Below are 23,700 nucleotides of genomic sequence, written 5' to 3' on the forward strand. Positions count from 1 at the left end.
TAGTGGACGCTGCGGTCACGAGCATGTCGATCTCTGAGGTTGGTTCCGCCGGCGTCGGTTACCCACACAGTCATCCCTGCCAACCATCCGCCCAATTCAGCCATCGGTGGTCGCGCGCTTCTCTGTCTCGATGCGGCCTAGAGTACGCCTCCCGACGGCTCGCCGGGGCCGGGATCGCTGTGCGGAAGATGCGCACGATGAGGGCTGCATGTTCACCCGTATGGAGTGCCGTGAGTTTTGTCAGCTCGTCCGCCAGTGCGGTGAGCTCGCAGGCTCGGGTCGGCGCGAGGGTGCGGAGCTGGTCTACGTCGGTGGCGTAGAGAGACACGGGTGTGAGTGGGTGCAAGGAGTAACCGAGCGATTGGGCGCGTATCCAGAACTCTTCGGCAAGTACTCCGCTGCGGATGTAGTCCGCTGCGGAAATACCCTGCTGAGTGATGACGGCGACGGCGTCACTGCAGTTCAGACGTGTGCGGGTCTGTGCTCGGAGCGCTTGCCCGGCATCCCAGTCGTTCAATTGTTCCATGACGTCCGGGCGACGCAGGAGTTCGAGGGCGGCGAGTTCTGCCGTGGGAGTGCCCAAACTGGAGATCTCGATACCACGGGTAAGGTCGCGTGAATGCGGCCAGCATAGCTCGGAGATCATCTCCCGGTGCAGAGCGTCGGTGAGGAATCGGATGCGGTCGGTGGCACTGATGTTCTCGGCCAACCGTGCGATCGTATCCCGGTCCTGGATCAGATGTACTCCTGCCGTCGTGGAGGTCAGGCTCGCCGCTAGATGTGAGACGTCCGTCAGATCGCAAGGGGTCGAGTCGGTTTCAGGCATACCGCGATGTGTGCGTCGATCGAGCATTCCGGGGAGTTGGTGAGTGAGGGAGACGTCGGTGCCGGCAGTGAATGTGATTCGCACGGAGGTCGCCGGGCCGTCGCCGGTGATCACTGTGTCTCCGAGGATATGTCGGTGTGCAGCGGCGACCCGGGCGTTGTGCAATGCGGCGCCGAGCGCGACGAAACTTCCGCGGTACTCGATGTCCGCACTCGACGAGCGGGTTTTGTCGATACGGAGGGTGAGGGCATTGTCGTCCGTGTGAATGGTCCAGGGTTGCGCGTTACCTCCGGAGGGCGCGCGTGTAGCGGCAAAGGCGACTGCTTCTTCATTGGAGAGTGAGTCGTACTGTGCCCGTAGATCGATCGGGCGCGACCCGCCCCCCGTTCCTGAGGTGATCGAGTCGTGGGGAATGTGCGGGTCGCTCAGTTGGTCGAGGTGCTCACCGATATCGATGCGCACTCTCCCTGACGGGAGGGCCTCCCCGAGACCGAATCGGCGGATCGCGGCGACAACAGAGGCCCCACCGAGCAAAACATCTCCGCCGAGTTGAGGCCAGGTGGCCAAGGTGGTGCCCACTTCCAGGATCGAGGCGGCCATGCGGGCTGAAATCTCACGCCCTTCTAGGATTCGTAGTCCGAAGGGAATTTTTTCCTTTACGCTCAGCCCGGATACGGTGGCAGCGTCGAGATCCCCGACGAGGCCGTGAAAGAGTGGCCTGGCGGGTTCGAGGTCGAATCGTTCGACGTCGAGGAGACCGCGGTCGCTGGTTTCCATGATGACAGGAATGCCACGCTGCCGGGCCCGGTCGCGAACGAGTACTTTCACGTCGAAGGAGTCGCACTCCTCGATCACCAGGTCCAGTCCTTCGAGGAAGTCGTCGATAGTGGCTTCGTCGACGCCTTCTGTCCAGGCATCGACAGGGAGATACGGGTCCAGTTCTGCGATTCGTTGTTGAGCGAGTGTTGCCTTGTTGACTCCGAGGTCGAAGACCGTGGCCGAGAGACGGTTGAGGTTGGACAGGTCGAGGTCGTCGAAGTCCGCCAGACGCATATAGCCGACGACGCCTTCGAGAGCGAGGGCATGCGCGATAGCACTGCCGACGCTGAGCCCGACGATCCCGACCCGAAGCCGCGAGAGAATGAGTTGTTCCTCGTTGGTGATCTTGTTGCGGTTGCGATCCAGACGCAGACGGCAGAACCCGCCGGGTCCGAGAAGATGCACCAGGGTGCGGCGCCACGGGTAGTGAATCCAGCGAGAGGATTCCGCGACGTCGTCGGCATCCGACTCTTCGTTGAGAGTGAGCAGCGAATGCTGCTGGTCGGCAAGCGTATCGAGAATCATGGCTCCGGACGTGCGCAGTTCGGTCACACGGCGCATCTGCGCCGCGTCGGCTTCGTCGAAGATTTCCGCACGCCGTTGCGTTGTCTCGTTCATTGCCGAGACCTGGTCTGTGCCGGTGAAGTCCTGCATCACGATCCCTTCCGCTTCTCAGTTGTGCGGCGGGCCTTGATCACTCGTCCGTCACCTATATCCAAGCACTTCGTGTGTGAGGCGTTGCTCACCAGGGTGCGTGGTGGGGCAGATGTGTGTGTCGGGAAGCCCTAGCCGAGGCGTCGGCGGACAATCAGCGGGCGAGTGCCCGACTGGGCGGTACTCGCGAAGTTCCGGCTGCAGCTGGCCGATCCGGATTTTCTAGAAGGGGAATGTGATGACGGCGATCACCGAATACACGCTCGGTAACTTCGATGCGAATTACGCAGCTGTCGAGGTGCCCGACACCGATGGTGTCCGGTTGGTTCTCTCCCATCCTGCAGCGGATGAAAATCTCTGGGAAGAATATTTGTGCGGCGCTTGGGAAGCCTACGAGAGGTACGGAGCGCAAGCGGCCTTGGATGTACCGGCGGTGAGAGACGGCATTTCGACTTCCTTGTTCTACGCCCTCGTCGACGACGGGGCGGTCGTGGGCGGGGTACGCGCGCAGGGACCCTACGTCTGCGCTTCTCAGTCACATGCTGTGGTCGAATGGGCGGGCAACAGGGGTCTCGACGCTGTACGTGAGGCGATCGCTACCCGAATCCCCGACGGGGTGGTGGAGATGAAGTCGGCGTGGGTCTCTCCGAAGTCCCCGCATGCCGGGAAATTGTCTGCTGCGTTGGCGAGAGTGGCACTGCCGACGATGGAGCGTCTGCAATCTCGCTTCGTGATGGCAACGGCCGCGGACCACGTACTAAGTAGGTGGGAATCATCCGGGGGCCGGGTCGATACACAGATACCGGCGGCCGCGTATCCCGACGGGCGTTATCGCACGCGCATGATGTGGTGGGATCGTCGATCATTGCGCGCGGACGCAGATCCTGCCCTGTGGCCACTCATGCGGGCCGAGCACCAAACACTGAGCCCGAGCACGGTGAAACACAATCAACGAGCAGTCGACACGTATCTCGCAGCGGCGCAGGGGCTTCGCTAGTGAACGGGGTCGACCGCTGATGTCCCGATCTCGAACAACGCGGGCCGGCTGACATCGCTGGGTTGCCCATGCACCAAGTTCACCCTCATCCTCGGAAGCTGTTGACACCGAACCGTATTGCGTCCCCCTGCCTTGGCGGCGTACATGAGGGCATCCACACGGTGGGTCAAGACATCCGTCAACTCCCCCAACGACATCTCCGGCGAAGCAGGGTGATCGTCGAGTTCACAGTAAATCGCCCCGATACTCACCGTCACGTCGCACGACTCGGCTACCGACGCTCGGATCCGTTCGGCGAGAGCCTCGACTCCATTCAAGTCCGAGGCGGCGAAGAAAGCGACAAATTCTTCGCCGCCGGACCTGGCGACCAGCACTCCCGAGCCCACCGCTCGCGCGATGGCCGCAACAACGCTGCGAAGCGTCTGGTCCCCCGCGCTGTGACCGAACAGATCATTGATCTGCTTGAAATGATCGACATCGATCATCAGAAAACCCATCTGCCCCGTGCTGGCGGGATAGCTGCGGTGATATCGCTCGATTCGATCGAGAAACCCTCGACGATTGGGCAGACTCGTCAACGGATCGGTGTGGGCCAGCTCCCGGTACCGCGCTTGAGTGAACACGAGCGAGCGACGCAAGGCTCCGATCATGAACACCGGCAACCAAATTACCGTCACCGACACAGTGCAGCTGACCAGAGCAGCAGCAAACCCGTGAGCCACGGTGACCGCTACCGCACAAGCGAGTGCTATCGCGACGATCGTGTGCCCGACGATGACCCGTCTACTCGACGCCATCGCCGCGATAGCCGGTATCGCTGAGAGCAGAGTGACGATTCCCCGGGCTGCCAGCGGATCTGTCACCAGATAGGCGGATGCAGCGATGCCGACCATCCCGATCAAACCCACGACGGAAAACATTCGGTCCGACAAACGACCTACGGTCAGTGTCAGAAGAAAGATGACCAACGTGCTGACCCAGATAGCGGCAAAATACAGGCCTGTACCCGTTCGCGTGAATGAAGGAGACAATAACGCGATCGCCGGCAGTGGGAGGGCCCCGCCCGTGCTCAAGAGGACAGCCAACGACCGAGCATCTGTTCTCTCCCGAAACCTGACATATCTCGCATACAGCCCATTTGGCCTCACTCCGCCCACCCTAGCGGAAAAGTATGTTCAGTAATGCCGGGGTAGACAATTTCCAGCTTTGACGCTAACCGGAGCAATTTCGGGCAAATCAGCAGGAAAAAACCCAATCGTTTCGTCTCACCTTTCCGTTACACTTCGAATCTTCCTATTCAGCACATACTTCGTTACCTCGGTCTCGCTGGACGCGAACCACTCGCACTCGTCTCACTGCGGTTAGTGTCCGATCCATTCTCGGACGAGGCGCCTTCGCAGAATAGCTCCATCTCGGCGCCCCTGGATTACATTCGCTGCCGACGTCTCGGTCCCGTCACGTCGACAGCGACGCCAGGCAAATTACAACAGGTTTCTAGCTTTCGGTTGCTGGCACTCACACCTAGTACCGGTAAATTGAGGTTCACCCCGAAAAGTGGACAGTTGTTACGCGGCCATGATGGGCGCGGTCAGTGACTGTTCGTAGTTGTGGGGGCTGAGCATTCCGATCGTGGAGTGCCGACGTCGAGTGTTGTAGAAGTTCATCCAGTAGTCAACCGCAGCAACCAATTCGGCGGCATGGGTGAAGGTGTGACGGTAGTAGTACTCGTGCTTGAACGTCGACCATAAGCTTTCCGCGCCAGCGTTGTCCCAGCATATGCCCGTTTCACCCATCGAACGCCGCAACCCGTAGCGCTCACACGCCTGCTTCAGGATCCCCGCGGTATATTGAGTTCCTTTGATGCTCTCCTGAGAGTCAAGCTGCTTTTCGATGGTGTCGGGTGTTCGGGGTGATGGTCTGCGGTCCAGGGTTGAGGAGGTAGTAGACCTCGCGAGCCAGGTAGCGTTTCAGGCACCGAATGGTTTCCAGTTTCGAGTGGCCTTCGCTGGTTTTCTTCTCTACGTAGGCCTGGGTTTTCGGGTCGAGTCGAATGCGGCCGATGACGGCCAGATGCAAGGCTCGGTTGGCTTGGCGGTCACCGCCGCGATTGAGGCGGTGGCGTTGGGTCATGCCAGAAGATGCGGGTAGCGGCGCGACACCGCATAGCATCGCGAACGCGGCTTCGGATTTCATTCGATCGGAATTGTCGCCGGCGGTGACAAGCATTTGTCCGGCGACTTCGATACCGATTCCGACGCGCTCGAGTAGTTGAGGTGCGAGGGCTTTCACGATCGGGTTGATCAGTTCGTCGAGATCGGCGATCTCGTCGGTCAATTCGAGATAGCGGCGAGCCAGGGATTTCAGCGAAACCCGGTAGGCGGTCACAGGATCGGTAGCGTTCGAGACATCCGGCCGCCACGCGGCGAGGAGGCGTATCAGCTGCATCCGCGTCAGATCGCGGACCTGCTCGCGCAGCTCGTCGGGAGCGGAGATGATCGTCATCCGCAATAGTTGCAGCGCACTGCGCCGCTCTCGTACCGAATGGGCTCGGGTCACCCTCAACACACGAAGTGACTCGACGGCACCGTCTTTCGATTTCGGGGTGGTGGTGCGCCGGTTGGTTTTGGCTGCACGCGCTGCGTTAATGGCATCGAGGTCGTCGTTTTTGCCCTTACGGCGGCGGTCCGAGCGATCGGGGCGGTCCACCTCGAGTACCGTCACGCCGGCTTTCGCGAGGTGGCGGGTCAGCCCAGCTCCGTAGGAGCCAGTGCCCTCAATACCGATCCGGATCAGATTGCCGTACTCGCCGATCCAGGTCAGCATGGTTCGATACCCGTTTCGGGTGGTCGGAAAACTGCGAGTTCCGAGGACGTTGTCGTCGGTATCGATCACCGCGGCGACGTGCAGTTCTTTGTGGGTATCGACTCCGGCGAACACTTCCCGGTCTTGATCGAGATCGGCTTTGTCAGGCATCCTTGTCATGTCGCTTTCCTCTCCGTTGACCGATGAGCAAGGCGGCGCCGCGCATCGACCGAACCGGCGGACAAGACAGTGATGAGCACCTGGTGGTGCAGGCTCTCCTCAGGTCACCCCGACGGTGAGGCGTAGCGCCTCACCGGGGGTTCCCAGGAACCGACAAATCCAAGGAAAGACATACGATCGTCGATCGGAGTGCGGGTCAGGAACACTGGGAACTCCCGGCACCAGCATTCTCTCGTCTCCATGCGTTAACGGTCAGGAAATCCGAAAACACCGGCACAAACAGTCTCACTGTCCGAGTGCATGATTGTGCCCGCAACATCGCCGCCACGTTCGGCGACCGCCATGCCCAGAGCATCGAGAACGAGCTCGCTGCGCATGTGATCGGCCACCGCCCACCCGAGGACCTTCTTGGAATGTTCGTCCTTGATCGCGCAGAGATACATGTCGCCCTCTCCGCAGGTCAGGTAGGTGATATCCGAGGTCCACACCGCATCGAGGCGCCCCCGATCGAACCGGCGCTGCACCAGATCCTCAGGGAACGATACGAACGGATCGACCACGGTGGTGCGGACCTTGAACGTGCGTGGGCTGATCCCGGCGACACCGAGCGATCGCATGATCTTGGCAACCGTTTTCTCGGTGACGGTTTCACCACGGTCGCGGAGTTCAGCGGTGATCCGCGGTGCCCCGTAGACCCCTTTCGACTCCCGGTGGATCGCGTGGATCTTCACTTCCAGATCAGCTCTGCGCTGCTGTCGTTCTTCTAATCGGGTTGTCACACTGAGACTTTGATGTTTGTAGAAACCGGAGGTCGATACTTCGAGCAGGCGTGCCATCCGATGAATTGCGGAGTTCGCGCACTCCGCGGCCATCAACGCGTAGAGCTCTACTTTTGTTGATTGGCCGCGAAGTACGCGGACGCTTTTTTCAGGAACGCGATGTCTTTCTCCTGCTCGGAAACCTGCCGACGCAACCGTGCCAACTCGGTGCGGTCCGCAGTCGTGAGCGGTTGGTCACCGGATGCTGCGGCGGCCTCGATCCGCCGCGTTCGTCGGCGACCCAGCGTCCGAGCAGGGCTTCGTTGATGCCGAGTTCTCGGGCGACCTCGGCGATGGTGCGGCCTGAATCGATCACCCGGTGGGCGGCCTCGACCTTGTACTCGGTCGTGAACGACCTGCGTGTGCGGGACATGAGGACATCCTTCCAGCGGAATTATCAGTCCCGCTATCTCGGTGTCCACCATCCGGGGTGAACCTCAAATGGAGACCCGATGTCCTTCCCACATTCGGCCGCGCAACTAGCCCCTCCCTGCTCCTTCTCGCCGCCGGTTTCATCGCTGCGCCCAGCACCTCCGTAGATCGGGATATTCCCGGCTGCGCACTCGCTAGGTCAGGGACCGAAAGCTGGGCGGGCCCTCGGATGCCTTTTACACCCTGATTAAGAAGGTTCTGGATAACCACAGGGAGCACTCTCACCTACCTCGCCGAGATCTACGCCTCGAAGCCCTCATCACCGAACTCCGCGACTTCCCCATCCGGACTTCAGTTGGTGAAGGCTCGCGCGAACGTCCACCCCCTACTGGCGGACGCCAACTGGAATGTCGATCCGATGGGCGTATTCGGCACTCTCGGTCACTGCCACCATTCCGCGCGGTCCTCCCATCGCTCGCAACGCGACGTTTTTTTGCCTGCCCGGCAGGCAAGCAGGAACCGAGGTTCTGACGAGAACCTCGGTACCGGCGGCTCGTTCCCCTCTGTCACATGTTGAGCGAACTTGCTCAGCCGCCTCAAGGTGCTACTCGAGCAGGGCGGTAAGGGAGTGAAGCTTGCCGGCGAGCCGGACGCCCAGAGCCGGCAAAGGGCACGGGACCTCAAGTAGGGGTGGTAGGCAGAGAAATGCCGTGACCCGTCCCCCGGCGCCATACTCTCGGGGTTGGGTCGATAATCTGGCGGAATCCGACCCTACGTCGGGTAGTGAGCGATCGCACCGCAAACACGCCGAACGTTCTCCGACGATCGAGCACGGCATAGTCGAACGCATCCCGGAGAGCAGTCCCAGTGGTCTTCGAAAACGAGTTCCCCAGTCAGGAGCAGATACTCGTCCCTACCACTCCAGACCGTTCACCTTTCAGCGTCGGGGAACCGGTCTATAGCAGTACGTTTCGGTCAATCAGCGCCCGCAGTGATCTCTGGAAGTTTTTCTGCGCGGCGCAAACGTTCCGCCATGTCGACGACCAGCCCTGTGGACGACTCGGAAAGGCCGACCACTGCAGCCAACAGTTGCCGCAACGCCCCCTGTTCGAGACAGTCGATGACAACCGACGGTTCCGCCCCCTCACTGTCGACCGGCAGATAAAAATACTTGTCATCGACGCCGAAGAAATTAGCAAGCACAGCGACCACATCCGGAGAAGGGTTCGTCCGCCTACTTCGACGTAACTGAGACAGATAAGGGCGGGAGAGGCGAGAGCCACTCGCGGCGAGACCGTCCGCCACCACAGCTTGCGTGACCGGACGACCGAATCGCGGCGAATCCTCGAACAACATATTCAACCGATCAGCGAACATACGATCCTCACGTCGAAAAACCTAGACAGTATCGATTTCAGAACGATGATCACATGTCGCCGCCGGTAAGAGGAGCGCTCGGACTCAGCAGCTCGTATCCTTCCCGCGCATGCAGCGGTTCCCTCGCCGCTATCGCGGTTAACCCTGCCGTTTTCTGCTTCCGACTCCCGTGCGCCCCTGTCAAGCAATGGTGAAAATAAGGACACATTGCAGCACAACACCATTACCGCCAATAGTTCGCTGTCGTGCCGACAAAACGGAAACATTGTCGCAGGCTCGGCACAGAAATTTCCAGCGGCAGCCCCGGCCGAAGCATTGAAAGTCGCCCACATCAACCACGACGACAACGAAACTGAGGCCGGTCTGTCGCTACTATCGACATTATCACCGCAGACGCCCACGTCTTCCTCGTTCCCGCCCCTCGGCCTGCTCCTGCGCATTGCGCGGCACCTCGACGCCGCCGCAGCATCCTTCTTGCGTGGCGCGAACCTCTCCGACGGACTCGACAAATCCAACCGCCACTTCGCCCACATCCTCGCCCAGGACGCCAACGGAATCCGCATTCTCGCACAATGACACATTCAACGAAAAATGTATCTGCTTGCAGCCCAACATGTTCAAAATGACATGGCTGATCCACGGCGAGCCCTGGAGAATGCAAACAAGCGCCATCCAGCGTGGTCGAGGAGTTAAGGATGCGTCAGCGAGTTCTCGGGAATACCGTCCAGGTACTGACACCGCGGACTCGATCGGTCGAGATACGTTAGATCCAGTCTTCCGGTGATGCCGCCAGGAGGCGATCCATCATCTCCGCGGAGAATGTGGCCGCAGGAACGGAAGGCGCCTTTCGTGGTCTACGGGAATGGTCCGATTCGGGGTACAACGATCGAGAAATTTCACGGACCGCGTGGACGACCAAGGGGCGAGGCGTTCTAGCTGAACGGATTTGTTGTTGCCGCACAGGGCGATGCTGCCGACGGGTTCTTCGTATCCGCGAACCGCAGCAGCGATGCAGGCCACACCATGAGCTGACTCTCCTCGCTCGAAGGCCACACCGCGGCGCCGGCGGATGCGACTCAGTTCCTGGTGCAAAACATTGATGTTTGTGATGGTGTTTTCCGTACTGCGAGAAAGGACTGAGCCGAAAAGAGCGTCGACGCGTTCGGGGGTGATCCACGCCAGGATCGCTTTTCCGCCGGCGGTGCAGTGGGCGGGGGCGTGACCCCCGACACGCGACGGGACTGCAGCGGCGAAACGTCCGCCGACTTTGTCGAGATCGACGACGTCGGGGCCGTCGAGGACGGTCAGATGCACGACCATACCGGTCTGCTGGTGCAATTCGTGCAGAAACGGTGCGGCCGCTTCACGAAGCGAGCTGCGCCTCTCGCCGTCGCCGTCCCCCGGAGAGCGCGGCGACCGAGGCAGTATCCGAAGGAGGCGTGCTCGACCCATCCGAAGGTGGTGAGTTGATCGAGAATGCGGTGGACAGTGGAGCGAGGTAATCGAGTACGGCATGCAACCTGTTCGAGCGTGATCCGAGCTCCTCGCCCGCCGAAGGCGTCGAGAATCAACGTCAGTCGCTCGATCATCGAGGGTGGCAGGTCCTTGCCCGACTTCATCTCTGTCGAGACGCCCGGCGTTGTGCCATTCTGGTCAGCGATGCCCATGAAGCCCCTTCCGAAATTTACTAGAATTCATTCTATCTCCTGTGTTCCCCACCCAGTCGGTGGCTCGCTTGCAGAATGCGACGGTAAGCGCAGCAGACACATACATCGCGTCACAGACTTACCGGTGTCATCGGTGCGCGGGATGCGTTGCCTGCCAGTAGGAATGCGCGTTCGAAGAATTGGCCTATGGTCGATTTCGTGAGCACTGTGCCCGTCGTCGGCACCGAACTCGGACGCGACTGCCTTCAATGTAGATGTCCACTGTTTATTACCGTGCTCGAGTTCTACGCCGGTTCACCGCCTGAACTGACCGACCGCCGGGAAAGTTTCGTTGATTGCCGCAGCGGATGCAGGGGCGTTATCGAACAGCCGGTCGGTATCGACATCAGTCGTTGACCGATACCACGATCTCGCCACTTCGCGGGGAGTGATCACCAACGTCTATCCGCGTCGCAACCGCTGCAGAATGGCATCGAGTTACGGGCGTGAGGCTTCGCACCGCCGGCGTGATCGAGATGAACATTCTCGGTCCCCCACCCACCCGCGCCAGCCTGGAACGAGGGCCGAACACTACCCTTCTCCGTTACTTGTCAGGAACGCGGCAATGTACTTGTACTGACGCACGGCAGAATGACGCTCATCTGGTGCAGCAGGCGACTCTGGACGACAAGGCCAGCATCAGGGAGTGCTGCCCGTCGCCTTGATCGGTTTCTGCTGGGCCTCGTTGTGCCTGCTCGACAAATACGGCGGGCTGTTCATGTTTGGAGAACAAGGCACCAGGGCATGGAGGATGTTGACCCGCCGGTTGAGTCCCCCACTCCGTCCCGGCGGGTCTTCGATCTGCGTGTCGGAGTTGTCGCCGGTTCTGACACGCACGGTCCACCGACCGATGTTCACACCTGATGTCGGTGGACCGCCCGAACTTCGCGGTCGTCGCCGACACGGCGGGCGCGTGCCCGCCCACCGGGACTCTGCTCGTACTCAGTGTCGGTGGGCCCTTGACTACGCCCTTCCTCAATGTTCGCCAGGCACCGACCGGCCTCCTGGCCGGGCCAGGTCGGCGCTTAACGCCACCTCACTACATCTGGTTTCAATTTTGCCTATAATCTATGTCTGATGGTATAGATTCTGTGATCTATTGAACTTCTCGCACCGCCGGATCTGGTGGCTGGCCGGTGCGCAGAGCGAGAACCTAGCGAGAGAATAGGAATCACTGTGATTGTCCTCGGCATCATTCTGGCCCTGATCGGTTACTTCACCGCAATCAGTATTTTGACGACAGTCGGCATCATCTTGGTGGTGGTCGGCGCAATCCTGACACTTCTGGGCACCATGGGTCGCGCTGTGGGCGGTCGAAAAGTTTGGTATTAACACCCTATATACCCCGGCCTAACCTCGCCTGGGACATCTGGCTCGCGCGGGTACCTAATTTGCTCGACCCATGATGATGCACCACTACCGGGATCGCCTCCTCCTGTAAGAGAGGGACTGGGCACATCCCACCTCCACGTTTGAGGGTGCCTGTCGACACAGTTCAGTACAGCTGAGCAACCTGCCGGGAGGCCCGCGGAGAGTGGTTCTCCAAATGTCGCATTCACTCTGGAAGGCTTGAAACATGCTGGTACGTCGAATTGCTCGTCCACTGCTTTCCACGAGCTTCATCGCCGGGGGAATCGATGCTTTGCGCAACCCTGCTCAGCGAGCAGCCAAAGCGTCACCGCTGATCGATAAATCCGTCGAGACGCTGCCAGGAGCAGTGACGCAGAAGGTGCCTGCTGATCCGGAACCTCCCGTCAAGATCAACGCCGCCGCCCAGATCGGCGGCGGTGCCCTGCTGGCCACCGGCAAGGCGCCGCGGCTCGCGTCGTTGGTGCTCGCGGGGGGCCTGGTACCGACCACGCTTGCCGGTCACGACTTCTGGAACGAAACCGATCCGTCACTGCGAGCGATGCAGCGCACAAACTTCATCAAGAACGTCAGCTTGCTCGGCGGACTGATGACCGCCTCCGTCGACACCGAGGGCAAGCCGTCGCTCGGCTGGCGCGGCCGTCGCGCCGCGAAGAAAGCCCAGGCGTCTATCGCCGCAGCACTTCCATTGGTCGCATCGCAGACCGATCACACGAGCGATCGCGTCGAGCATGCTCTGTCGGTGGCTTCCGAACGCGGTTCCGAGCTTGCCGAAACCGCGAAGGCACACGGCACGGATTGGCTCGAACTTGCCAAGGAGCGCAGCTCCGAATTCGCGGAGATCGCGAGCAAGCGAGCCGCGGAATTCGGAGAGGTCGCCAAAGAACGCGGCCCGGACATCCTCGAAGTCGCGCAGAAGCGCGGCTCCGAACTGGCCGAGACCGCACGCGAGCGCAGCGCCGAACTGGCAGAGCTGGCGAGCAAGCGCAGCTCGGAGTTCGCCGAACTCGCCCTCGAAAAGAGCAACGAGTGGGCCGAAACGGCGTCGGAGCAAACCGAGGTGCTGGGTAAGCGTGCCCGAAAGCGCGCCGAGAAGGCACTCGAAAAGGCTCGCGCCAAGAAGGACGAATTGACGCACTGAGTGCACCGAAAAACACGGTCACCATCCTGCAGTGACGTTGTTACGAGTTATTGGCTAGCATTTCCTGGCTAAATTTCATAGCCGACGAAAACACAATGGACATGCACTCCCAGAGATAAGTGCTCCGAGCGGATAACACAGCGGGGCACCTAGCTGCGCTCGCGCGAGGCTTTGTTTGAGAGCGCGACTCGGGGGGCCGCCAACGAACACGAAGGTAGAGGCAGGTCATATGGGGACCTGGCTCGCGAAATTGACGGATGATCACGGAGAGTGGCTGATGACGGCTCGCGCCGACAAGACCAAGATCACCAGAGAAGACGTCACCCTCCTACGCGGAGGACAGGTGATCGGTGTTGACGACGGTGTCATCGGCGTGGTCGGGTCGATGCCTCTCGATCCGACCACCGCATCTCCGCGGTGGGTCACAGTACGCCGGGACCACTCAGGAGTGGTGCACGCACCACTCCCCCCTGTACAACAGCGAGGTGTGCGGCCCTAGACCTCACGCGTGAGTCGACTGCAGATCAGGAATCATAGGTCCCCGACCGATACCTCACCGAGTCGTGCGTCATGTGGTCATGGAGAACGCGTTCGTGGAGCATGCTGAAGCGGATCGGCGGACATGCTCAAGCCATTGTGCGTGGCATATGTCTTCTACTTCCGGGAATGCGGGCCCTCCCGAGAGGTCGAGGATCTGGTCCGGTCGTCGAGGTAGGTCGGCGTCGGTCACACGCTCGATGAGCCCCAATGCTTTCCATCCGCACGAGCATTGCGCCCGCCAACCGATCGTCGCTTCATCGGGCACGTACGTTCCGTCCTCGAGTCCGAAGCCCCGGGCGCTGTACGACAGTGCGGTGCGATCGCCGGCGACGATCGTCGCCGGCGCTCCTTCGTGAGCGCCGTCAGTACTCGTCCAGCACATCCCGTCTCCTTCCTGCAAACCCTTTCACAGTCGGACCACCTAATTCGTGCAAACCTCGATTACTGCGCCCGATCACCCCGCGAAGCTCTCCGCTCGTAGCACCAACGCCGAACATGCCTCCGTCAGAACTCCGGCTACATCAGACCGCATTGCTGACTAGCGCGTGCAGTCAATACGGCTGATTTGATGCTCGATCGCACAAGGGTAACGGTCACCCCGTCACGGTGGGCTATCTGCCGCTGTGTCCAACCGCAGTAATATCCCTGGTAGAGGTATCTTCTTGCGCGGCAATCCCCTGTTGACCAACTGAAGCCGTCTTTGCATGCGTGGGCTTCCTCAGCCGATCCGGAGGCCTCCTGAGAGGACCATAAAGCCTCGCGCCGAGGGCGGGGAGCGAATCTTTTCTATCGCTCGCCGGTGAGCAATCATGATTACCCACGCCGTAGGGCTCCCGTTTTCCGTCTTGTACTCGGGCGCGCATGCCCATACCTCGCGATACACCGACCGTGCCAGTTCGTCGCTAACTCGCTGATCACCGAACATCTGCATGAGCAGGTCGCAGACCCAAGGGGAAGTCCGGTCGTAGAATTCGGCGAAAGCTGCACGACTCCCGGAGGAAACAGAACACAGCACAGCAACAAGGTGGTCGTCTGGATCAGCCTTTACCATCACGGTCGCCCCACTCTCACGTGAACTTACAGAGCGAGCATAGTCATCTGCACTCAGCAGGAACCTCGGAAAGTGGGGCTCGAACGTCTCGAATGAATGTCAGTTAGTACACAGCAGCCGGAAGTCGTGTAGCTAGCCCCTGCCATATTGCTGTGGTCTCCATCACCCGCATCCGAGGTTGATGGAGCGCTCGCTCCGAATCCTGGGCACACCCAAAGTCGCAACATGCCCAAGCAGGTTGGCAAAGGCATCCCGGAATGAACACGAGTCTTGTTCTTCACCAAGATCATTCATCGATCGTGCGAAAAAGACGGATTAGCCACCGGCGAGTCATGGATATCCGAGGAGGCCGAGATCGCAGGGCCGCGCCTCAGCCCCCGACTGGCGATCACCTCTTACTTCGATTCCACGTGTAACCCTCGGCTCTGGAATGAGATACACATATCGTAAACGTCCTCTAAGCCTGAATCCTTAGGAAAATGCCCCCTATTCACCAGATGTCACCATGACTCCCGCGGCTTCCACACCCGCGAGCATCGAAGGCCCTTCGGTGTGGCGTGATCGTAAGAGGTACCTGTGGCCGCTCGGATTGCTGATTCCACTCAGCCCGTTCCTCTCCTGGATTCTCGTCGACAACCTTCGTCTCGGATTGTTCTGGGCGACCGGCGCGTGGCTACTGGTCATCGTCATCCCGATCATCGACATGCTGGCCGGTGAAGACGGCGAAAGTCCGCCGGACGATGCGATCCCACGACTGCAGAAGGACCGCTACTACCGCTGGTGCACTTACGCGTTCCTCCCCTTGCAATACGCCGGTCTGGTCTTCGCCTGCTGGTGCTGGATCAACGCTCCGATGGGAATCGCGGAGAAGATCGCGATGTCGTTCACGGTGGGCGTCGTCGCCGGCGTCGGTATCAACGCGGCCCACGAACTCGGCCACAAGAGCGAGAAGATCGAACAGTGGCTCGCGAAAGTGGCGCTTGCGCAATCTCTCTACGGGCACTTCTACGTGGAACACAATTTCGGCCACCATGTGCGTGTAGCTACTCCGCAGGACCCGGCCAGCTCACGGTTCGGTGAGAGCTTCTGGAGGTTCTTGCCACGAAGTGTGTTCGGCGGGCTGCGTTCGGCATGGCGCATCGAGAGCGCTCGACTCCAGAGGAAAGGCAAACGAACCTGGAGCTTCGAGAACAATATTCTCAACGCTTGGGCGATGAGTGTTGTCCTCTTCGCGACGCTGATCGGTATCTTCGGTTGGGAGGTCGCGCCCTGGCTCCTGCTGCAGGCAGTTGCCGGATTCACCTTCCTCGAAGCCGCGAACTACCTCGAGCATTACGGCCTGCTGCGTGGCAAGCGTGCCGACGGCTCGTACGTTCGCGCCAGCCCCGCTGACAGTTGGAACAGCGATCACGTCGTGAGCAATCTGTTTCTCTACCAACTGCAGCGGCACAGCGATCACCACGCCAACCCGAAGCTGCGGTACCAAAGTCTGCGTAGCGCGGCCGAAGCGCCGCAACTTCCGGCCGGCTACGCAGTGATGATCGTGATCGCGTGGATTCCACCGCTGTGGCGCCGGGTGATGGATCAGAGATTGTTGGACTACTACGACGGCGACACAGAACGAATCAACGCCAGGAGCACGACCTGATGAACGCCCACGACCCAACAAATACAGAGTCAGATCCGTACCCGCACACCGACATAGATCGCCACCTGCAGTCTCACGCCAGATTCGCACGTGCAGCGTCGAGTCCAGAAGTCATCGCCGCCGCGCAATTCCTGCTGCAGCAACCCGATGCCTATCTATACCGCCGCCGCTACCTCGAACTCATCGTCCAGACCACAGACTCAGACGGCACCCCGATCACCGACTACACCGCTGCCGAAAAATATCTGCTCACCGCGTACAGAAAAATTCTTCGATCCGATACCGGGCATCCGAGTCAGAAAGAATCACGCACCGTCGACTCCTCGAAAGACATCTCAGGAAGTTAACAGTCAAGCCGCGAGCACGAGAGGAGGTGGGAAGGCATGGGTTTCGTCGTAGGTTTGTCCGGTTTGCAGGCAGTGGTGGAGTTGTCCGAGGAATTTGTTGAACAAGTGGCGTTTGGCTTCTTGGAGCCAGTCACCTTTGGCTCGGCGCGCGTCGTAGTGCCGCCGCGCTCCGGGCGAGGATTTCAGCGCTGCCATCGCCCAGATCGAACCGGCGGCGGCGAGACGCCGGTTCTTGATGTGCCGGTGCGTAATGACGGTCTTCTTGCCGCTGGCGCGGGTGATCGGCGCGGATCCAGCGAAGGCTTTCAATCCACGAGCGTCGTCGAATTTCGAGCGGTCGTCACCGATCTCGGCGAGCACCCGGGCGCCGACCACTGGCCCCACGCCGGGGAAACTGGTCAGGATCTTCGCGTCCGGGTGTCGGTGAAAAGTCTCGGTAACCGCCTCCGTCAGGTCGGCAACCGCAGTACAGATGGCGTTCAGCTGCCCGAGCAACGCGCTCAGTTGCCGTCCCATCGCTTCTTCGATCATGGCGGGCTGACGGAGGTGCTCGGCGGTGAACACCTCGCGCAGGCGCCCGGCGTCCCGATCGAGATATCGCTGGCGGCCGGCTTTGGCCATCAACTTTCGCAATCGGGCCGGAGTCAATGTGGCCGCCTGGGCAGGGGTGGGAGCAGCGGTGAGGATCATCCGGGCATCGGCTCGGGTGATGCCGCCTTCGAGACCGGCGAAGGCTTCCAACGCTGCCGGGTAGAACTCCTTGAGCAGCGCGATGACCCGGTTGGTGACCTGTTGCCTGTTCCAGATCGTGTCCTGCTGCGCGCGAGCGAGCACCCGCACACTCTGGGCCAGCTCGGAATCATTCGATCGTGGGCGATGCTCGGGCAGGTCGGTGCGCAGGATATTCGCCAAGGTGCGGGCATCGACCGCATCGGACTTCGCTCCGGAGACGACATGCCTGGACCGGTAACGCGAGGCCGCGAGCGGATTGATCGGGTAGACCTGCCTTCCCGAGGCGGTCAACGCCGCGACCCACAGACCGTGATCGGTCTCGATGGCCACCGGCACCGGCTCGTGCGGGTCCTCACCGGCGTCGGCGAGCATGGCCAACAAGGCCTCGAATCCCGAGGCGGTGTTCTCGACCCTGCCGCCGGCCACCAGGCGGCCCGTGTGGTCGACGACCGCGATGTCGTGATGATCAGTGGCCCAATCGATTCCACAGAACAAACTCATTCGTTCCCTCCGTCTGCTCGATACGATGCCCGGCACCGGGCAGGGGCCACGCGGCACCCTAATCGCAGGACTCGACGGTCCGTCATCTCAGTAGCCGTCCGTGACTCCAGCACACCGCAGGACCCCCAGTGCTTTCCGAAGAGCTCTACGGCTCGGGAGAACTCATACCGGGGTGAACCCTGCGGTCGGCAGGGGCAACGCCATCACACCACCGAACACCAGATCACTGCTACCGGGGCGCACCGTTCTTTCGTGAGACATCGAATGTCCGGGCAACAACAGGCGTCGCCCCGACAGCAGCACCAGAACACAAACTGTCCCTATACGGGGTCAGCTCCTATCCCAACTACCGATTAGGACAATCATGGGCCTGAACGGGTCGACTCCAGCCTCCGCTCAGCACGAAAGCAGCGGTGGCAATGGACCGCCACCTCCTCCCGCTGTCTTTGATATCGGCTCCGAAGACTTACTCACTCCAAAACAAGTGTCCGAACTTTTTCGTGTAACTCCGAAAACAGTCGCTCGCTGGGCTGACGAAGGAAAAATCGGGTTTACCTCGACCATCGGCGGTCACCGCCGCTACCACCGCACCGAGATCCGTATGCTCTTGCACTCGCTTCACACTCCAGGGCCAAAAACGGATCCGACGGCATCCTGATGGCATGACCCCCGTGAAGTGACCCGCAAGTTATGAGAATCCTTCCGCCCTGATCAAGGGCATGAAAGGCTTCATCTCATGGCTGGACGCAAACGGCACACACCCGAACAGATCATCCGCAAACTGCGCCACGGCGACGAACTCGCCGCCACAGGCGCCGACGTCGAGGAAATCGCCCGACAACTCGACGTCTCGGTGCCGACGCTCTACAACTGGCGCAAGCAGTACGGCGGTATGAAAGCCGACGACGCCAAAGAGTTCAAGGAACTCAAGAACGAGAACGCCCTGCTCAAGAAGCTCCTCGCCGAAGCCGAGCTCGAAAAGGCTGCCCTCAAGGAGATTGCTCGGGGAAAATTCTGAGCCCGACCGCCAAACGAAACGCCGTGATGATGCTCCAGGAAACAATGGGGCTCTCGCAGCGTTTCGCCTGCAGAATCGTCGGGCAACCACGATCGACCCAACGCAAGAAAGTAGCAAGGAACACCTCGGATGATCCGGATGCCGATCTGCGGAAGTGGTTGCGGGACTGGGCCAAAGTCAACCAGCGAAAAGGGTTCCGGCGGGCATGGGCGGACTTGCGTGCCGCGGGCTGGGTGATTAACAAGAAGAAGGTTCAGCGACTCTGGCGCGAGGAAGGACTGCGGGTGAACGTCCGCAAGATACGTAAACGGGCCGGCGCCTCGACTACTCCGATCACCGAGGCAGATGCACCGAAGGTTGTGTGGGCGATCGACTTTCAGTTCGACTCGACCACCGAGGGCCGGAAGTTCAAGATCGCGTCGATGGTCGACGAACACACCCGCCAGTCCGTACTGAACATTGTCGAGCGATCCATCCCGGCAGAGGACCTCGTCGCAGCGTTGAAGAAGGCGTTCGCGCTCTGGGGCGGCCCACCGCAGGTCCTGCGGTGCGACAACGGGCCCGAGTTCATCTCCGAGGCGCTGAGGACGTTCTGCGAGGATCAGGTCGGTATCGGCTACGTTCCACCTGGTCAGCCGTGGAAAAACGGCTACATCGAGTCCTTCAACAACCGTGTCCGTGACGAATGCCTGAACATGAACGAATTCCACAGCCTCCTCGAAGCTCGGGTGGTCATCGAGGACTGGAAGGAGGACTACAACAACCGGCACCGTCATTCATCGCTGGCGTATCGAACTCCAAATGAGTACGCTGCCAGCTGTATTCACACGCATTGATTCTCTGATAGCGAGTGGCTCACCAAATGGGGTCCTGCCAGCCTGCTAGACGACGTAACAGACATGTCGACGACGCTGCCCCGCACCGGAACGCAAGCTTCACGCGCAACCGATCTGAAGGGCCCTTATCGGAGAAGCTAGACGGTATGAGGGTCGGCCCGTTTCGGGCCGGGGACTCGCTTGCAAGTTGCCGTGGGTTGCCGAGTAGGCGAAGCCTGGATCGGTAGTGCCTACATTTGCAGGAGGCCCCGGTGATATATCAGCGTACGAGTGTCGGATTGGACGTGCACGCACTGTCTGTAGTGGCATGTGCGATCGACGGTCAAACCGGTGAAGTATGGAAACAACGATTGGGTCTGCTGCACGATCAGGTGACAGGTTGAGTCACGCAGCCTGAGTGGCTGGTGTGGTCATGATGGTCTCGTATTCTATGGGGGTCAATCGGCCGAGTCCGACTTGGCGGCGTCGGCGGTGGTAGGTCTTTTCGATCCAGGTGACGATCGCGATCCTGAGATCGTCACGGGTGCGCCAGGGGCGGCGGTCCAGGACGTTCTTTTGCAGTAGAGAGAAGAAGCTCTCCATGGCGGCATTGTCGCCGGCCGCAGCGACGCGGCCCATCGAGCCGACCATGTGATGGCGGCTCAGAGCGCGGACGAATTTTTTTGATTGAAATTGCGATCCTCTGTCGGTGTGGACCACGCAGCCTGCGACGAAATCTCGGCGGGCGACGGCGTTGTCGAGCGCATCGACCGCGAGCCGGGACTTCATCCGATCGCTGATGGAGTAGCCAACGATCCGGTTGGAGAATACGTCTTTGAACGCGCACATGTAGAGCTTGCCTTCGCTCGTCCAATGCTCTGTGATGTCGCCCAACCACAGCTGATTCGCAGCATCGGCGGTGAAGTTGCGTTGGACGTGGTCGTCGTGGACCGCAGGCCCCGGGCGCTTGGCTTTTCCGCGTTTCTTGCCGAACCCCCTCCCCCAGCCGTTGTTCGAGCAGATCCGCCACGCTGTGCGCTCGGCCATCACCTGGCCGACGTCGCGAGCCTCGTAGAACAGGAACCGGTAGCCGAACTCCGGGTCGTCCTTATGGGCCCTGAACAGAGCGTTCGCCCGGTAGGCCTCCGCGAGGTCGGCATCGGTCACCGGGTCAGCCAGCCACCGGTAGTAGGGCTGGCGAGCGATCTCGAGTACCCGGCACGTCACCGTGACGGGAATGCCGTCCTCGGCCAGCTCACGAACGAGCGGGTACATCATTTTCCCGGCAGGTTCGCCTGGGAAAGATAGGCGGCAGCACGGCGCAAGACTTCGTTCTCCTGCTCGAGCAACCGGATTCGCTTGCGCAGTTCCCGGTTCTCGACCACGTCCTCACCGGTAGTTCCTGATTTGATTCCGTCCTCGATATCGGCCACTTTCAGCCAACCCGTCAGGCAGGATTCACTGATCCCGAAGTCGGCGGCGATCTGCTTCAACAGCATTCCGGGCTCGCGACTGCGGGCAACCCGAACAACGTCCTCACGGAACTCTCGGGGATAGGGCTTCGGCATGGTGCACATCCTTCCAGCGGCACCTCTCGGCACCACAGATCAGATGTCACCTATCCGTGCAGCAGACCCATTATGTCCGGACTCCGGTGAGATCCTCGCCTGGTTGCGTTCGTTGCCGGGTCCGGTGAAAGCCGTCTACGAGGCCGGACCGACCGGATTCGGCCTGTACCGAGCTCTGAATCAAGCGGGTGTGGAGTGCGTGGTGGTCGCGCCGTCAAAACTACAGAGACCTGCTGGTGACCGCGTCAAGACCGATGCTCGCGACGCGCTGCATCTGGCAAGGTTGCTCCGACTGGACGAGATCGTCGAGGTCACGGTCCCTTCGGTAGAACAAGAGGCAGCCCGAGATCTGGTCCGTGCCCGTGAGGATGCTCGCGGGGATCTGATGCGATGCCGACATCGCTTGTCGAAACTTCTTCTGCGGCAGGGCATTGTCTATTCTGGTGGTGCGGCGTGGACTGGTGCGCATGATGTGTGGCTACGAAGTCAGAGGTTCGAGCAGTCTGCGTTGCAGGCCACGTTCGACTCGAACTATGAAGCGATGCTGCTCACCCGAAGCCGTGACCGACTGGATACGGCGATCGAGGAGATGGCGGAGAACAGTCCCTACACGCCGATGGTGCACCGTTTGGGATGTTTACGCGGAATCTCTACTTTGACCGGGTTCGGGTTGGCGGTCGAGATCGGCGACTGGCAGCGATTTACGGGGAGCACCATCGGTTCCTATGTCGGCCTGGTGCCGAGTGAATACTCTTCGGGGACATCACGATCACAGGGTTCGATCACCAAGACCGGCAACGGTCATGCACGTCGGTTGTTGGTCGAGGCAGCATGGCATCACCGCAAGATCTGCCGCAACCCTGGACAGGTCATGCGCACTCGATGGGCGAAAGCCAGCCCCGCTGCGCGTGCTCGTGGGCATGCCGGCAACCACCGCCTGCATCATCGGTGGGAGCAGTTCACCGCCCGTAAGAAGCGTCCGGTGATCGCCAATGTCGCCGTAGCCAGAGAACTTGCGGGATGGTGTTGGTCGCTGGCGGTCGTCGACGACCAGCCCTGAGCTTGTCCTTCCCCTAGATTTCGGTCGATAGACAATCGCAAAGGGCGTGATGGCAGCGTGAGGAACGATCTGCGAAAACAACTATGGGCAGCAACAGGTTCCGAAATTGGAACCGATTGCGACGCCCGACCCTAGAGCAGCAGCACCGTTCCTGCCGAACAGTCGTCCTGCGGTAGCCAACCCGCGTATATCAGTCTGACCACGAGTCGTGAATATCGACATGTCACCCGCCGTTCTTCATGTCCGTCGACCGAAACGGAAACGGCCTCGGGAACTGCCGTTCCCGAGGCCGTTTCCACCTGTCCCTTGACAAATTTCTCTACATATCAGTTGTATGAGGCGCGGACGTTTGCTACGCGGTGCCGGCGGTAAGCGGCGGGCGGTCGTCCTCCGCGTGCTGAATGCGGTCGGTGGTAATTATAGTGAACATTCCACACCTCGATGGCGGTGCGTCGTTGCTGCTCGCTGCTGTATTCGCGGGAGTAGAGCAGTTCTTCGGCGAGGATGCGGTTGTATCGTTCTACTTCCCGTTGCGTTTCGGGGTGTACGGCCTGATCCGTTGGTATCGAGGGGTTCCGAGTAAAGCCGTGAAATCAGCTGCGCGCTAGCATGGTCCGTTGTCGGTGATTGCCCGTTCGATCGGGGTGATGCCGTGTGCGGCGAAGAAGAGTCGGGCGTTGTTCATGAAAACGATGGCTGTTGCGGCGGTTTCGTTGTTCCTGGCTTCGGTGTACGCCGGGCGGGTTTACCGTCGATCGCGGAATGCAGGTACGTGTAGCCCAATGCGGGCCTGGTTGTTCTTCGTTTTGCGGCGCTGGGATCGTTTGGCCTGTGGGGAATCTCGCCCTCGGGGCTCGCCACCCCCCGCACTCAGGGATCTTTCCGACTCTCTTGATATCGACGTGGAGCATCTGGCCTGGCCGTTTCGCAACGATGAACTGTGGTTTTCGCTTCGTTTCACCGTTCGGGTCGATGAACCGGCGACGATTCAGCCCGAGATTCCGCAGGATCGTCGAGACCGTCCGGCGAGCGATGACCATTCCATCCATTCGGAGTTCGAACGTGATTAGTGAGGCCGACCATTTCCGGGTCGGGGTCCGTCGCATGAATTCGATCTCGGCCACGACGCCCGCCGCGGTGGCGGTCGGTTGGTGTTTCGGTGTGCTGGATCGGTCGTGTAGTCCCAGTTCGCCGTATTGGCGGTAACGGTTGACCCACTTCCAGGCGCATTGCCGCGAGACCCCCATCTCAGCAGCGACATACGCCACCGGACGCATTCGGGATCGGTCGACGAGTCGCCATCTTCCCTCCACTGTCAGCGGAGCATTACGGTGTGTCACAGGGTGGTCCTCTTCTTCGG

Annotated in this window: 22 protein-coding genes and 3 pseudogenes; 12 read left to right on the forward strand and 13 right to left on the reverse strand. The window is 60.5% G+C overall.

Annotated features, from left to right (window positions below):
• Positions 1-70: 70 nt before the first annotated feature.
• A complete protein-coding gene (locus tag YH3_RS00365; RefSeq protein ID WP_051649794.1) occupies positions 71-2,299 on the reverse strand; it encodes an Rv1355c family protein in 2,229 nt (742 codons plus the stop codon).
• Between the two features lie 238 nt (positions 2,300-2,537).
• Between YH3_RS00365 and YH3_RS00370 the strand changes: the two genes are divergently transcribed.
• On the forward strand, positions 2,538-3,296 hold the full coding sequence (locus YH3_RS00370; RefSeq protein ID WP_064442793.1) for a hypothetical protein: 759 nt from the start codon (positions 2,538-2,540) through the stop codon (positions 3,294-3,296).
• Here the strand turns inward: YH3_RS00370 and YH3_RS00375 are convergent.
• The 6 genes from YH3_RS00375 to YH3_RS36475 form a co-directional block, all read right to left on the reverse strand.
• A complete protein-coding gene (locus YH3_RS00375; RefSeq protein ID WP_238592489.1) occupies positions 3,293-4,228 on the reverse strand; it encodes a GGDEF domain-containing protein in 936 nt (311 codons plus the stop codon). The genes YH3_RS00370 and YH3_RS00375 overlap by 4 nt on opposite strands.
• A 633-nt stretch (positions 4,229-4,861) precedes the next feature.
• A complete protein-coding gene (locus YH3_RS00380; RefSeq protein ID WP_274522667.1) occupies positions 4,862-5,101 on the reverse strand; it encodes an integrase core domain-containing protein in 240 nt (79 codons plus the stop codon).
• Positions 5,102-5,171: 70 nt separating this feature from the next.
• The gene (locus YH3_RS00385) at positions 5,172-6,278 is read right to left on the reverse strand and encodes an IS110 family transposase (protein ID WP_082920510.1); all 1,107 of its coding nucleotides are present in this window, start codon (positions 6,276-6,278) and stop codon (positions 5,172-5,174) included.
• Between the two features lie 245 nt (positions 6,279-6,523).
• Positions 6,524-7,150: an IS3 family transposase gene (locus tag YH3_RS00390; RefSeq protein WP_082920511.1), complete on the reverse strand. Its 627-nt coding sequence runs from the start codon at positions 7,148-7,150 to the stop codon at positions 6,524-6,526.
• 55 nt (positions 7,151-7,205) lie between these two features.
• The gene (locus tag YH3_RS00395) at positions 7,206-7,469 is read right to left on the reverse strand and encodes a transposase (RefSeq protein ID WP_082920512.1); all 264 of its coding nucleotides are present in this window, start codon (positions 7,467-7,469) and stop codon (positions 7,206-7,208) included.
• A gap of 974 nt (positions 7,470-8,443) precedes the next feature.
• Positions 8,444-8,680 (reverse strand): hypothetical protein, encoded by a 237-nt coding sequence (locus tag YH3_RS36475; RefSeq protein WP_223304538.1) that lies wholly within the window; start codon positions 8,678-8,680, stop codon positions 8,444-8,446.
• A 372-nt stretch (positions 8,681-9,052) separates the two neighbouring features.
• Here YH3_RS36475 and YH3_RS00405 point away from each other — a divergent pair, with 372 nt between their 5' ends.
• Positions 9,053-9,421 carry a hypothetical protein gene (locus tag YH3_RS00405; protein ID WP_125053479.1) on the forward strand — a complete coding sequence of 123 codons (369 nt, stop codon included), beginning with the start codon at positions 9,053-9,055 and terminating at the stop codon, positions 9,419-9,421.
• 187 nt (positions 9,422-9,608) lie between these two features.
• On the opposite strand, the pseudogene YH3_RS00410 reads toward YH3_RS00405, so the two are convergent.
• Positions 9,609-10,512 (reverse strand): annotated as a pseudogene (locus YH3_RS00410) (IclR family transcriptional regulator).
• Positions 10,513-10,698: 186 nt separating this feature from the next.
• On the opposite strand from YH3_RS00410, the gene YH3_RS00415 reads away from it, so the two are divergent.
• The 4 genes from YH3_RS00415 to YH3_RS00430 all read left to right on the forward strand — a co-directional run bounded on the left by YH3_RS00415 (position 10,699) and on the right by YH3_RS00430 (position 13,559).
• A complete protein-coding gene (locus YH3_RS00415; RefSeq protein ID WP_042926916.1) occupies positions 10,699-10,908 on the forward strand; it encodes a hypothetical protein in 210 nt (69 codons plus the stop codon).
• Positions 10,909-11,727: 819 nt separating this feature from the next.
• Entirely contained in the window at positions 11,728-11,883 is a 156-nt protein-coding gene (locus tag YH3_RS35870; protein ID WP_087503832.1) for a DUF6131 family protein, read from the forward strand.
• A gap of 244 nt (positions 11,884-12,127) precedes the next feature.
• Positions 12,128-13,060: a DoxX family protein gene (locus YH3_RS00425; RefSeq protein ID WP_064442797.1), complete on the forward strand. Its 933-nt coding sequence runs from the start codon at positions 12,128-12,130 to the stop codon at positions 13,058-13,060.
• A 277-nt stretch (positions 13,061-13,337) separates the two neighbouring features.
• Positions 13,338-13,559 carry a hypothetical protein gene (locus tag YH3_RS00430; protein ID WP_178377395.1) on the forward strand — a complete coding sequence of 74 codons (222 nt, stop codon included), beginning with the start codon at positions 13,338-13,340 and terminating at the stop codon, positions 13,557-13,559.
• Between the two features lie 69 nt (positions 13,560-13,628).
• Here YH3_RS00430 and YH3_RS00435 read toward each other — a convergent pair whose 3' ends face one another.
• Positions 13,629-13,982 (reverse strand): hypothetical protein, encoded by a 354-nt coding sequence (locus YH3_RS00435; RefSeq protein WP_064442798.1) that lies wholly within the window; start codon positions 13,980-13,982, stop codon positions 13,629-13,631.
• A gap of 336 nt (positions 13,983-14,318) precedes the next feature.
• Positions 14,319-14,651: a sigma factor gene (locus YH3_RS37235; RefSeq protein ID WP_064442799.1), complete on the reverse strand. Its 333-nt coding sequence runs from the start codon at positions 14,649-14,651 to the stop codon at positions 14,319-14,321.
• A gap of 505 nt (positions 14,652-15,156) precedes the next feature.
• On the opposite strand from YH3_RS37235, the gene YH3_RS00445 reads away from it, so the two are divergent.
• Positions 15,157-16,299: an alkane 1-monooxygenase gene (locus YH3_RS00445; protein WP_064442800.1), complete on the forward strand. Its 1,143-nt coding sequence runs from the start codon at positions 15,157-15,159 to the stop codon at positions 16,297-16,299.
• Complete coding sequence (locus YH3_RS35875; protein ID WP_193777160.1) at positions 16,299-16,646, forward strand: hypothetical protein; 348 nt, start codon at positions 16,299-16,301, stop codon at positions 16,644-16,646. The genes YH3_RS00445 and YH3_RS35875 overlap by 1 nt, the downstream gene beginning before the upstream one ends.
• Positions 16,647-16,649: 3 nt before the next feature.
• Here the strand turns inward: YH3_RS35875 and YH3_RS00455 are convergent, their stop codons facing one another.
• A complete protein-coding gene (locus tag YH3_RS00455; protein WP_044480091.1) occupies positions 16,650-17,879 on the reverse strand; it encodes an IS110 family transposase in 1,230 nt (409 codons plus the stop codon).
• Between the two features lie 364 nt (positions 17,880-18,243).
• Here YH3_RS00455 and YH3_RS34740 point away from each other — a divergent pair, with 364 nt between their 5' ends.
• From YH3_RS34740 to YH3_RS00465, 3 genes and pseudogenes are all read left to right on the forward strand, one after another.
• Positions 18,244-18,537 (forward strand): BldC family transcriptional regulator, encoded by a 294-nt coding sequence (locus YH3_RS34740; protein ID WP_081377674.1) that lies wholly within the window; start codon positions 18,244-18,246, stop codon positions 18,535-18,537.
• 78 nt (positions 18,538-18,615) lie between these two features.
• Positions 18,616-18,783, forward strand: a pseudogene (locus tag YH3_RS36480) (transposase); the annotation flags it as partial.
• Positions 18,750-19,733, forward strand: coding sequence for an IS3 family transposase (locus YH3_RS00465; protein ID WP_238592574.1), 984 nt, complete (start codon positions 18,750-18,752; stop codon positions 19,731-19,733). The pseudogene YH3_RS36480 and the gene YH3_RS00465, both read left to right, overlap by 34 nt.
• A 384-nt stretch (positions 19,734-20,117) precedes the next feature.
• Here YH3_RS00465 and YH3_RS00470 read toward each other — a convergent pair.
• Positions 20,118-21,280 (reverse strand): IS3 family transposase gene (locus YH3_RS00470; RefSeq protein ID WP_154100271.1). Its coding sequence is split into 2 segments (ribosomal slippage): positions 20,118-20,993 and positions 20,996-21,280, totalling 1,161 coding nucleotides; the frame shifts between segments, so codons are not numbered across the junction.
• Positions 21,281-21,323: 43 nt separating this feature from the next.
• Here YH3_RS00470 and YH3_RS00480 point away from each other — a divergent pair.
• Positions 21,324-22,340, forward strand: a complete 1,017-nt coding sequence (locus YH3_RS00480; protein ID WP_064443437.1) for an IS110 family transposase — start codon at positions 21,324-21,326, stop codon at positions 22,338-22,340.
• A gap of 326 nt (positions 22,341-22,666) precedes the next feature.
• Here YH3_RS00480 and YH3_RS00485 read toward each other — a convergent pair.
• Positions 22,667-23,680 (reverse strand): annotated as a pseudogene (locus YH3_RS00485) (IS481 family transposase).
• Positions 23,681-23,700: the final 20 nt, after the last annotated feature.

This window comes from Rhodococcus sp. YH3-3 (genome assembly GCF_001653035.1).
In the GTDB taxonomy this organism is placed as follows: domain Bacteria; phylum Actinomycetota; class Actinomycetes; order Mycobacteriales; family Mycobacteriaceae; genus Rhodococcus_F; species Rhodococcus_F qingshengii.